Genomic DNA, 11811 nt, shown 5'->3' with positions numbered 1-11811 from the left:
TTCATCGAGTTGCCGTACAGGCGCTCACCCGGGGCAATATAAGCTGAGATTTAGTCGAGATGCAGTCTGCATCGTCATCCAGTTACGATCCCATATTTTGACTTTTAAGGAGTATAGTTGTGAAATTTTCCAGGACTGGCGTATCTGCGATCGCCGTAATTGCTGTTTTATGTTCGCCTGCCGCCGCGCAGGTCGACGAAATTGTCGTAACAGCCACCAAGCGGACAGAAAGCCAGCAGGACGTGCCTGTAACGGTGCAGGCGCTGGGCGAGCAAAGGCTTGATGATCTTCGCATCGACGTTTTCTCGGATTATCTTGTGCAGCTACCGGGCGTTACCGCTGGTGGCTCCGGACCTGGCCAGAACACAATTTACGTACGCGGGCTTGCCTCCACGACCCCTAACCTCACAACTGCTGGGGTTGCTGGCCTTGCTCCCAACGTGGCGCTTTACCTTGATGAGCAGCCTGTTTCACAGCCGGGACGTAACCTTGATGTTTATGCTGTTGACCTTGAGCGGGTGGAGGTTCTCTCCGGCCCACAAGGCACACTGTTCGGTGCCAGCTCCCAGGCAGGCACCATCCGCCTGATTACCAACAAACCACGCCTTGGTGAGTTTTCTGCCCGTGCCAATTTCGGCACGTCCTTTACGGAGGAAGGGGAAGAAAGCTATAAAGCGGATGTTACAATCAACATTCCGGTAAACGATCAGTTTGCGCTGCGCGGCGTTATCTATAATGATCAGCAGGGGGGCTATATTGATAATGTTCAGGGCTTCCGCGATCTGTCAGAGTCAGCCAGATATCGCCCTCAGGGGACTGTGCGGGCAAACGGGACAGTGGTCGGGCCAAACCGGGCCGGTTTTTCTTCCACTAATCCGAGCAACAATATCAATTTTGAAGCTGCGGATAACAGCGGCCTTGTTGAAGAGGACTTCAACGATGCCAGCTATGCCGGTTTCCGTCTGAGTGGTCTTTATGAGTTCAATGATGACTGGAATTTGCTCGTTGCGCATTCGCGCCAGCGCATTGAATCTGATGGCGTCTTTTTTCAGGACCCTGAACTGGATGATCTTGAAATTCAGCGTTTTGAGCAGGATGAAATTGAAGATGACTACCACAACACGGCCTGGACAGTAGAGGGCCGGTTGGGCGCGCTGGAAGCCCTTTACACAGGAGCTTTCACAAAGCGTGATACCGAGCAACGTGTTGACTATACGGATTATCTTTTCGTTGGTCAGTATCTGCCCTATTATATTTGCGATTACTACACGACCTATAGCACAAGTGCGCCACTTTCCGGCACCTGCCATGAGCCAAACCTTTATGTTGCCTCAACCACAGAAACGGAAATCCTGACGCAGGAATTGCGCTTCAATACTCCCGCCGAACATCGTCTGCGTGCCACATTCGGTGCTTTCTATAGTGACCTTGAACTGCTGGAGCGCAATGATTTTGCATATCCAAGCAATCAACAGGTGGACGCCAACAACGACGGTATCCCGGATGGGTATCCGCCAAACTTCGCACAACCCACAGCTTTTGCGACCAGTCGTGACGCCTTCCCGGCTGATGTGGTTTTCCGCAATGATATTAAACGTACGGACGAGCAGATTGGTTTCTTCGGCGAGGCAACTTTCGAGTTCAATGAATTCTTTGCCCTGACGGTTGGTGCGCGCCAATACGACATTGAGGTAGACTTTGAGGGGAGTGCGAACGCTTCTTTCTGTAATCTGTTCAGTCAGGTTGATGAAAATGCTTTTGGTACCAATATTTCTGACCTTTACGATGGAGATGGTGTATTTACGTTCATCAACAGCTGTGATGACAGCTTGCGTCAGACATATGCACTGGATTCTGCCTCCAATCCGCCTCCGGGCGCTATTGTTGTGAGCAGTCAGGCTGATATTGAGGCGACAGGTCTGAGCAGTTCTCAGGCATTTCAGGTTTTCAATGCCCTCAACGCACCAGACAAGGCGACAACAGACGGGGTCATTACCAAAATCACCGGTACCTGGACGCCGAATGATGATGTCCTGATCTATGCAACATATTCTGAGGGCTTCCGTCCCGGTCTTCTGAACCGCCCTGGTGGTGCAGCAGGACCCAATGGTTTTACCGTCCCATTTGCACTTGATACCGATGATGTGAAAAACTATGAGCTCGGCTGGAAAACAAATCTCGCTGACAATCAGGTTCGGTTGAATGGTAGTCTTTTCTTTGTTGAAATCGAGAAGTTGCAGACTACTATTTTTGATCCAAGTGTGACCAACCTGTTCTTCTCGGATAATGCGGCCAATGCGGAAATTACAGGTTTGGAAGCAGACTTTGAATATGCGCCGGTTGATGTGCCCGGCCTGAACATCACGGGTGCCTTATCCATTCTTGATACAGAGATTACCGAGGTTCTCACGCCAACGAATGATGTGGTTGCCGGGACTTCTCTGGCTTATGCCCCTGAATTCCAGGGCAACATTCGGGCGCGATATGAGTGGGATATGGAAAGCAGTCCATACACTGCACATGTCCAGGGGCAGGTCACGCATTCCAGTGAGTCTTTCAGCGACATCATTACGATCAATCGGGCAGAAATCGATGGCTGGACTGAACTGGATCTTTCTGCCGGTATCCGCGATGAGAAATGGTCCGCAGTATTGTTTGTGGATAATGTCACGGATGAGCGTTCTGAGTTGAATAACAATTTCGTATTCGACCGGGAACGCGTAACTGTCAGTCGTCCCCGTACGGTGGGCCTGAGATTTTCTGTAGAATACTAGACTTCAAGTCTGGCTGACGTGAATGAGTAAGGGGAAGGCGCATCATTTGATGGCCTTCCTTTTTGAGTTTTCAGAAAACGGTGAGCGGTGACGGAAAACGGCGAGACATCAGGCGGGCAGCTGAAGCAGGCTCAGAAACTGATTTATGAAAACAATTTCGGGAAAGCTCTCGAAGTTATAAGCGATATATTGTCCGATGAGCCCGAGAGCATTGACGGTTTATACATGAAGGCCGTTTGTGAGCGTTATCTTGAACGCCATGCACCTGCACTGAAGACACTGGAAAATCTGAAAAAATTTGCACCTGATTTTGGGCGTGCCTGGCAGGAAGAAGGGCATGTTTTCAGGGAGCTGAACAAAGTTGATATGGCTTTGCATGCTTATGTGCAGGCCAATCGCAGCAACCCGGCGCTGACGGCCAGTTGGCAATGGCAGGCGAAATTGTTCCGTCAGGTGGGGGATGCCGCGCAGGCCTCACAAGCTGAAGCTCAGTTACGGCGGTTGACCAGCTTGCCACGAGAACTGCTTGCGGTGACGAATTTCATTCACGAAGGCAAGTTGCAAAAAGCAGAAGATCTGTGCCGGATTTTTTTACAGAAACACCCCCGAGATACAGAAGCCATGCGCCTGCTGGCAGAAATAGGTACGCGTTTCGGAATTTATCAAGATGCCGAGTTTCTACTCGAAAGTGCCGTTGAGTTTGAGCCGGAAAATGTGCAGTTGCGTCTGGATTATATCCAGGTTCTGCGCAAACGGCAGAAATTCGAGGCGGCTCTGGAGCAGGCGAAATACCTTCATGGTAGGGAGCCGGACAACCCTCTATTTCAATCTCATCTGGCCATCGAGTCCATGCAGATCGGTGATCATGAGACAGCTTTTCAGTACTTCGACAAAGTCCTGAAAAAAGTTCCCAATGATGCAGCGACACTAACGTCAAAAGGTCACGCTCTGAAAACGTATGGCCGCAATGAAGAAGCTGTTGCCAGCTATCGTGCAGCCTATGAGGCGATGCCGGAGCATGGTGATGCTTTTTACAGTCTGGCAAACCTCAAGACCTATAGATTTACTGATGACGAAATCGGCAGGATGAGAAAGGCTGTTGCAGGATCTCATCTGACCCATATGCAGCGCGTTCACTTCAATTTTGCTTTGGGTAAGGCTTATGAAGACAGGGCTGATTATGAAAAATCCTTCGAATTTTATCAGCATGGAAATGAGTTGAAACGCCTTCAGAGCCGGTATGATGCGGATAAGATGACGGCTGAAATCAATGCCCAGAAAGAGATATGCACGCCTGACCTCTTCAGCAAGCACGTGAATAAGGGTTGCGCTGCGCCTGATCCGATCTTTATTGTCGGGTTACCGCGTGCCGGCTCCACATTGCTCGAACAGATACTTGCCACGCATAGTCAGGTGGATGGTACGTTGGAGTTGCCCAATATCCTGTCACTGGCTCATCGTCTTCGTGGGCGTATTTCGAGTGCTGAAGAAACCAGATACCCATCAATTCTGCATGACCTGACACCAGAACAGCTTGCGACCTATGGTGAGGAATACATCGCCAATACGCGCATACACCGTCAGCAAGCGCCATTTTTCACGGATAAGATGCCAAACAACTTTCGTCATATTGGACTTATACATCTGATCCTGCCAAACGCCCGAATCATTGATGCACGCCGCGAACCAATGGCTTGCTGTTTCAGCGGGTTCAAGCAACTGTTCGCAGAGGGACAGGAATTCACTTATGGCCTGCGGGAAGTTGGTCAGTATTATCGCGATTATGTCAGCTTGATGCAGCATTGGGACAGCGTGCTGCCCGGGCGTATCCTGCGTGTGCAATATGAAGATGTCGTGAGCGATCTGAGGGCGCAGGTTATGCGCATTCTCGATTTCTGCGGCTTGCCGTTCGAAGAGGCCTGTGTCGATTTTTACAAAACGGAACGGTCTGTGCGCACGGCCAGTTCCGAGCAGGTACGCCAGCCAATCTATCAGTCTGGCGTCGCCCAATGGAAGCATTACGAAGAATTTTTATCCCCCTTGAAAACAGCCCTTGGCCCGGCACTAACGGAGTATCAAGCATGAGTGACGATAACGAGATTTTGCCGGAAGATGTTGCTCCTGAAGAATCCTGTTATGATACAGAGTATCAAACGGGTCAGGATAATATAGATTTCCTGGGGCTGGATCTGCACAATCCGGTTTTTTTCGTCAGTGCTGGCCTCATCCTCAGCTTCGTTGTCGGTGCGCTTCTTTTTCCTGATGCAGCCAGCGTGTTTTTGACCGGTGCCAGAAGTTGGACACTGGATTATTTTGACTGGTTCTTTGTTATCGCGACCAATCTCGTTTTTCTTTTCTGTGTATTTATCGCCTTCTCCCGGTTCGGGAAAATCAGACTGGGTGGGGACGATGCAAGGCCAGAGTTCAGTACCAAGTCATGGTTATCGATGTTGTTCTCTGCTGGCGTTGGCATTGGCATGTTGTTTTATGGTGCAGCTGAGCCAATGGCGTATTACACGGACTGGTTCGGCACACCTCTTGATGTCGAGGCGATGACGCCAGAGGCACGGCGGCTGGCCTTCAGTGCAACGATTTTTCATTGGGGGATAACGCCATGGGCAATTTATGCGGTTATTGGGCTGGCCCTGGCATTTTTTACCTTCAACAAGGGATTACCCCTGACGATACGCTCTGCATTTTACCCGTTATTCGGGGAGCGTGTTTGGGGTTGGCCAGGACATCTGATCGACATTCTCGCCGTCATTGCAACCTTGTTCGGGTTGGCAACCTCACTTGGTCTTGGTGCCCGGCAGGCCGCCAACGGTCTTGAGTTTCTGTTCGGCATAGATGGCTCCATCGGCACCCAGATACTGCTTATTGCCGGGATCACAGGCTTGGCTATTTTCTCTGTCATCCGGGGCCTGGATGGCGGTGTCAAAATACTCAGCAATGTCAACATCGTGATTGCGATCCTGTTGCTGCTGTATGTGATTATTGCAGGGCCGACAGCAGCGATCCTGCAGAGCTTTGGCACCAATGCCGTGAATTATGTCCTGGACACGCCGCGGCTCAGTAACTGGATAGGTCGTGATGATACAGAGTGGTTCCATGGCTGGACCATCTTCTATTGGGCCTGGTGGATTTCATGGTCCCCATTTGTCGGGATGTTTATCGCCCGTGTTTCGCGCGGCCGGACAATCCGTGAATTTCTAGGGGCCGTCATGGTTGTGCCGGTCGTTGTCTCTGTTATCTGGTTTTCCTCCTTTGGCACCGCCGCGCTTGAGCAGGTAGACAGCGGCGTTGGTGCGCTGCCTGATGGCATCAGTGAAGTATCTCTGGTCTTGTTCCAGATGCTGGAAAATCTGCCCTTTTCAGAAATTGCTTCCCTTGTTGCGATCCTGTTACTGATTGTTTTCTTTGTCACATCCTCGGATTCAGGGTCACTTGTCATCGACAGCATTACAGCCGGTGGCAAGCTGCATGCGCCTGTGCCTCAACGCGTGTTCTGGGCCTCAATGGAGGGGCTGGTGGCCATCGTGCTGCTTGTGGGCGGAGGCTCTCAGGCACTGACCTCGCTCCAGGCTGGCACGATTGCAGCGGGCTTGCCATTCACGCTTGTTCTACTGGTCTGTTGCGTCAGTCTTTATCGTGGCTTAATGACGGAAATGCCGTCCCGAAAATGAGGCTGGCCCAGCTCACGATTACGAGGTGATTGCGACATGTCTGAACGCTCCGATGCCGCCCTGATTGCGCTGCGCCAGATTTTGCGGGCAACAGAGATCAATTCACGTGCACTGGCAAAATCGTCCGGCTTGACGCCATCACAACTCATCCTGTTACAGGTCCTGTCCAAATCCGGAAAGGAGACCGCAGGCAGAATCGCAAAGGAAGTTTCTCTCAGTCAGGCAACTGTCACGACGCTGATCGACAAACTGGAAGCGAGGGGCGCTGTCACCCGTTGCAAGGATGAGCAGGATAAACGCCGTGTTATGGTGGAACTGACAGGCATTGGTCGCGCAACTCTTGAAGAGACACCAGACAGTCTGCAGGAGCGATTTGAAATACGTTTTCAGAAACTTGCAGACTGGGAGCAATCCTTCCTCATCGCGGCTCTGGAACGCGTCGCCCTGTTACTGGATGCAGAAGACCTCGACGCCGCCCCGGTCCTTGATGTCGGCGGCATAGCAACCCCGGGCACATGACCAATAAACATCTGTGAGAATGGCGCACCGGGGAAGATTCGAACTCCCGACCCCTTGATTCGTAGTCAAGTACTCTATCCAGCTGAGCTACCGGTGCATTTCACGCAACAGATTCTGCGTTGCGAGTGACCGTATAAAGCGCAAAGCAGGGGCGATTGCAAGGATAATTCACGCTGAATTCTTTCAGGGTTTTACAGCCTCTTCTGCGGTATACACCCCGCGCGCGATGGCGCGGGCCAGGCAGTCTGCTGCAAGAGTACCGAGTCTTGTCATGCTGAGCGGCGCGGGCTCCGGCAGGTCCAGTCGGCCTGTGCCGAGGGCGAATACAACGTCCCCATCGGCAGGGGCGTGAACCGGACGGATGGCACGGGCAAGACCATCCTGTGCCATGATCGCCAGCCGTTTTGCCTGCGGTTTGGAAAGCGCCAAATTGACAGCCACAGCGGCGATGGTGGTATTGGTTCGCGCTATCGGCATTCCGATCTTGGTATCCGGCGGAAAGCCTTCACTTGGCGGCATATCCTTGCCCGGTCGCCGCCCGCCAAATTCATCATTCAGTTCATAAGGCCATGCCCAGAAGCAATCGCTGCCCGGCATATAGGGGGAGCCGAAACTGTTGACCGCCGCGATGGCACCAATCTGCCATCCATCTTCAGTAATATATGAAGCGGTGCCGAGGCCACCCGGATAGGCGCCCGCTCTGGCACCAAACCCTGCACCGGCGCGCCCCTGTTTCACTTCCGGGCCCGCGGCGGCATATGCCTCGGCGCCGAGTGCTGTGTAGGGAGGCTTGTCACCCCAATCCTTGTTGCCGCTATTGGCGAGGTCATAGAGAATCGCCGCTGGTACAATGGGTGAGACCGGCACACCCTCCTGGGGGATGAGAGAAAAGCCCCGCCCGTCTGCGCCCATGGCCGCCGTGACGCCGTCAGCTGCCGCCAGGCCATAGACAGAGCCACCCGAAAGCACGAGCGCGTCAATTCTGTCCACCAGCGTTTCCGGTAAAAGTGTGCCCGTTTCGCGGGTGCCTGGCCCACCACCGCGAATATCTGCCCCGCAAACACAGGGCGGATCAGGCAGGATGACACTCACGCCGGTCATGGCATCAGGATCGACAGCCTCACCGACTAATATGCCGTCAACATCGGTGATGGCGTTGCGGGGGCCGGGCGCGGCTTTTGCTGCTGTCATGATTTTTCCTGTCATTGCTTTCGCCTTCAATTGCGAAATGAGTCGAGGCGAGGTTACAAAGGCGCGATAATACGTGCCGTTGCTGGAAAGGACCACCATGTTGCGCAAATTGATGACTGGCTCACTGTTTCTGTTGGCCGCGTGCGGCGAACAGCCAGCGCCCTCGGGAAATGCGACCGTTCCGGAAATACCTGAAAGCACCCGGCAATATGCGGTTGCTGCGGCGCATCCACTGGCGGCTGAGGCTGGTCTTGATATTCTCGCGCAAGGGGGGACCGCAGTTGATGCGGCGATTGCTGTTCAGGCCGTGCTGAGTCTGGTGGAGCCACAGTCATCTGGCCTCGCAGGGGGGGCTTTCATGCTGCATTATGATCCGGCTACGGAGAAACTGACGTCCTATGATGGGCGTGAAACGGCCCCTGCCAGTGCAACACCGGAGATGTTCCTGAATGAAGATGGCACGCCTATGGGTTTTTATGATGCCGTCACCGGGGGCCGTTCTGTGGGGGTGCCGGGCGTCGTGGCCATGCTGGCAATGGCACATGAAAAACATGGCGCGTTGCCATGGGAAACACTTCTTGCGCCGGCGCTAGACCACGCGCGGGAGGGTTTTGCTGTTACGCCGCGTCTTCACCAGAGTATCTCCAGAATGGCGACCCGTGGCCGACTTGGGCAGAGTGAAAAAGCTGCGGCATATTTTCTGGATGCGGATGGTGAGCCTTGGCCTGTCGGCCATGTGCTGAAAAACCCGGCTTATGCCACCACATTGCAGTATCTTGTTGATGAAGGTCCCGCTGTCTTTTATGCGGGGCAGGTTGCCGAAGAGATGGCCCTTGCCGTCAATGCTGCTGCTGGCGCTGCGACAATGACGCTGGATGATTTCCTGAGCTATCAGCCTCTGGAGCGCACACCGGTATGTGCGGCATACCGTACAAAGAAAATTTGTTCCATGGCACCGCCCAGCTCCGGTGGTGTCACCGTATTGCAGATCCTCTTGCTCCTTGAGCAGACAGGCTTTGCAGCTAAAGCACCCGCATCACCTGCGGCCTGGCATCTCCTCTTGGAGGCGAGCCGACTGGCTTATGCGGATCGTAACATTTTTCTGGCGGACCCTGTCTCCATGGGCGGAGCAGACTTTAGTGCCGACGATCTTGTCGGGAGCCTTTTGAGGGCTGATTATATTAGCGACAGGGCGGCACTGATCCAGGAAGACCGTTCTTCGATTGAGGTAAGTGCCGGTGATCCTGTCTCCTATTTGAGTACTTCAGCAGAAACACCGGGCAAGGACGCTTCACCAGAGCCGCCATCGACCAGCCATTTCTCGATCATTGATGCCGATGGTCGGGTTGTCTCCATGACAACGTCGGTAGAGTTTCCGTTTGGCAGCCATCTGATGGCAGGTGGCATGATACTGAATAATCAGCTAACAGATTTTTCCTTCCTGCCTGAGCGAGACGGAAGGCAGGTTGCCAATGCAGCGGCCGCGGGCAAGCGACCGCGTTCCTCCATGTCACCGGTCATCGTTCTGAATGAGGACGGGTCCGTTTATGCTGCGCTTGGCTCGCCGGGTGGATCAGCGATAATCGGCTATGTGGCCAAAACACTTGTTGCCCTGATTGATTGGGAAATGTCTTTGCAGGAGGCAATAGATCAGCCGAATATTGTGGTGCCCCGCGGCGGCGTGCTGGTGGAAGATAACACCCTTGATGAAGCGCGTCTGGCTGATCTTGAGGCTTTTGGCCATGCGGTTCAGCAACAGGACCTGAACAGCGGCGTTTACGGGTTTGTGCTCAAAGCTGATGGCAGCATCGAGGGAGGAGCGGACTCACGTCGTGAAGGCGTCGTCCTGACCGGGCAGTAATCTGGCCATGAACAGTCAACTCACCAGGGATAGAAGATATTCTCCATAGCTTGATTTTTCCAATGGCTGTGCCAGCTCTCTTAGCTGGCCTGCATCAATGAAGCCTTTGTGGTAAGCGATCTCTTCAGGACATGCCACGCGTAACCCCTGGCGTTGCTCTATGGTCTCAATAAAGTTTGAAGCATTGAGAAGAGATTCATGTGTGCCGGTGTCCAGCCAGGCATAGCCACGGCTCAGGCGTTCAATCGTCAGTGTCTGTGCCTGCAGATACAACATGTTGAGGTCGGTAATTTCATATTCACCGCGCGCTGACGGTGTAAGCGATTTCGCTTTTTCAACGACGCTGTTATCGTAAAAATAAAGTCCTGTAACAGCCCAGTTTGATTTTGGACTCTTGGGCTTCTCTTCTATTGATGTGGCCGTGTCATTTTCGTCGAAACTGACAACGCCATAGCGCTCAGGGTCGCGCACATAATATGCAAACACCCGTGCGCCTTCAGTCAGGGCCGCTGCGGAAGTCAGCTTTTCCATCAATCCTGATCCGTAGAATATGTTATCACCGAGTATGAGGCAGGCCGGGTCATTACCAATGAACTCTTCACCAAGAATAAAAGCACAGGCGAGGCCGTCCGGTGATGGCTGCTTCACATAAGAGAGGTTTATTCCCCAGGCGCTACCATCACCAAGCAAAGCCTGAAATCGGGGCTGCTCCTCAGGAGTCGTAATAATCAATATATCCCGAATTCCGGCCAGCATCAGGGTGGACAGGGGATAATAGATCATCGGCTTGTCATAGACAGGCAATAGCTGCTTCGACATGGCAAGTGTCAACGGGTGAAGGCGTGTGCCCGCCCCGCCGGCCAGAATGATCCCTTTCATGAAGTATGCTCCTTACGGATAATGTTTCTGGTTGTTTCCCTGACCCGGTGTTCCCATGGCACAGGCTTGATGCCAAGGTCGTCTGAAAGTTTACCCATATCGAGTACGGACCAGGCGGGCCGCTTTGCAGGTGTCGGATATTCATCAGTTGAAATGGAAGTGACAGGAATGTTCTCGCCAGTTTCCTGTTGCAACTGGTCAAAAATGGCACAGGCATATTCATACCAGCTTGTCTGGCCAGCACCTGTATAATGATAAATGCCTGAAATTTCCTGGCTGATTTCCTCACGACGGGCCAAATCAGCCATTTTTATCAGTACTTCCGCAATATCGGCAGCATGGGTGGGGGAGCCTTTCTGGTCTTTGACAACCTGCACTTTACCCTGTTCGCGGCCAACCCGCAGCATGGTCTTCAGGAAGTTACGATGCGTTTCGCTGTAGACCCAGGCCGTACGCAGAATAATGTACCTCGGGTGTAAGGATATAATCTGTTGTTCTCCTTGCAGCTTACTCATGCCGTAAACTGTTTGCGGGTTTGTAAGGTCATCTTCCCTGTATGGCCGGTTCAGGTTGCCATCAAATACGTAATCAGTAGAGATATGCAGCAGCACGCAATCGTCAGAGCTGGCCTTGGCAAGATTGGCAGGTCCTGCGGCATTTAACTGATATGCAGCATTCTGGTCGCTCTCAGCTTTATCTACATCAGTATATGCCGCACAATTTATGATAATATCAGGTTTGATCTGCCCGATGGCTGACATGGTCGCATCTGCATCAGTTATATCAAGTTGCGTGTGGTTCAGGGCAAAGGCGTGGAATCCGAAGTCGCCAGCACGCTGCACCACTTTAGAGCCTACTTGCCCGTTGCGTCCGGTAATCAGAATTTTCTTTTTCAAGTTTAACA

Annotated in this window: 8 protein-coding genes and 1 tRNA gene; 5 read left to right on the top strand and 4 right to left on the bottom strand. The window is 52.8% G+C overall.

What is annotated here, in order from left to right; genetic code table 11:
- Positions 1-119 precede the first annotated feature (119 nt).
- The 4 genes from RAL90_RS10770 to RAL90_RS10755 all read left to right on the top strand — a co-directional run bounded on the left by RAL90_RS10770 (position 120) and on the right by RAL90_RS10755 (position 6976).
- Positions 120-2774, top strand: coding sequence for a TonB-dependent receptor (locus RAL90_RS10770; RefSeq protein ID WP_306250468.1), 2655 nt, complete (start codon positions 120-122; stop codon positions 2772-2774).
- Positions 2775-2861: 87 nt separating this feature from the next.
- A complete protein-coding gene (locus RAL90_RS10765) occupies positions 2862-4859 on the top strand; it encodes a tetratricopeptide repeat-containing sulfotransferase family protein (RefSeq protein ID WP_306250465.1) in 1998 nt (665 codons plus the stop codon).
- Positions 4856-6457: a BCCT family transporter gene (locus RAL90_RS10760; RefSeq protein WP_306250463.1), complete on the top strand. Its 1602-nt coding sequence runs from the start codon at positions 4856-4858 to the stop codon at positions 6455-6457. Before RAL90_RS10765 ends, RAL90_RS10760 begins: the two co-directional genes overlap by 4 nt.
- A 36-nt stretch (positions 6458-6493) precedes the next feature.
- A complete protein-coding gene (locus tag RAL90_RS10755; RefSeq protein ID WP_306250461.1) occupies positions 6494-6976 on the top strand; it encodes a MarR family winged helix-turn-helix transcriptional regulator in 483 nt (160 codons plus the stop codon).
- A gap of 20 nt (positions 6977-6996) precedes the next feature.
- Here RAL90_RS10755 and RAL90_RS10750 read toward each other — a convergent pair.
- A tRNA-Arg gene (locus tag RAL90_RS10750) sits at positions 6997-7073 on the bottom strand.
- Between the two features lie 86 nt (positions 7074-7159).
- A complete protein-coding gene (locus RAL90_RS10745) occupies positions 7160-8182 on the bottom strand; it encodes a P1 family peptidase (protein WP_306250458.1) in 1023 nt (340 codons plus the stop codon).
- An 82-nt stretch (positions 8183-8264) separates the two neighbouring features.
- On the opposite strand from RAL90_RS10745, the gene ggt reads away from it, so the two are divergent.
- A complete protein-coding gene (ggt, locus tag RAL90_RS10740) occupies positions 8265-10028 on the top strand; it encodes a gamma-glutamyltransferase (protein ID WP_306250456.1) in 1764 nt (587 codons plus the stop codon).
- A 15-nt stretch (positions 10029-10043) separates the two neighbouring features.
- On the opposite strand, the gene rfbA is transcribed toward ggt, so the two are convergent.
- Together rfbA and rfbD are read right to left on the bottom strand one after the other, a co-directional pair.
- On the bottom strand, positions 10044-10907 hold the full coding sequence (gene rfbA, locus RAL90_RS10735) for a glucose-1-phosphate thymidylyltransferase RfbA (RefSeq protein WP_306250455.1): 864 nt from the start codon (positions 10905-10907) through the stop codon (positions 10044-10046).
- A complete protein-coding gene (gene rfbD / locus RAL90_RS10730) occupies positions 10904-11803 on the bottom strand; it encodes a dTDP-4-dehydrorhamnose reductase (protein ID WP_306250453.1) in 900 nt (299 codons plus the stop codon). Before rfbD ends, rfbA begins: the two co-directional genes overlap by 4 nt.
- Between the last annotated feature and the right edge of the window lie 8 nt (positions 11804-11811).

Origin of the sequence: Parvularcula sp. IMCC14364 (assembly GCF_030758415.1) — a bacterium.
Classification (GTDB): domain Bacteria; phylum Pseudomonadota; class Alphaproteobacteria; order Caulobacterales; family Parvularculaceae; genus Aquisalinus.
The sequence above is the reverse complement of the archived record's forward strand: the minus strand, read 5'-3'. Positions and strand labels throughout refer to the sequence as shown.

Bases quoted from the DNA above. Each gene is read 5' to 3' on its own strand.
- RAL90_RS10760 (WP_306250463.1), top strand. From the start codon at position 4,856: ATGAGTGACGATAACGAGATTTTGCCGGAAGATGTTGCTCCTGAAGAA.
- RAL90_RS10755 (WP_306250461.1), top strand. From the start codon at position 6,494: ATGTCTGAACGCTCCGATGCCGCCCTGATTGCGCTGCGCCAGATTTTG.
- RAL90_RS10745 (WP_306250458.1), bottom strand. From the start codon at position 8,182: ATGACAGGAAAAATCATGACAGCAGCAAAAGCCGCGCCCGGCCCCCGC.
- ggt (WP_306250456.1), top strand. From the start codon at position 8,265: ATGTTGCGCAAATTGATGACTGGCTCACTGTTTCTGTTGGCCGCGTGC.
- rfbA (WP_306250455.1), bottom strand. From the start codon at position 10,907: ATGAAAGGGATCATTCTGGCCGGCGGGGCGGGCACACGCCTTCACCCG.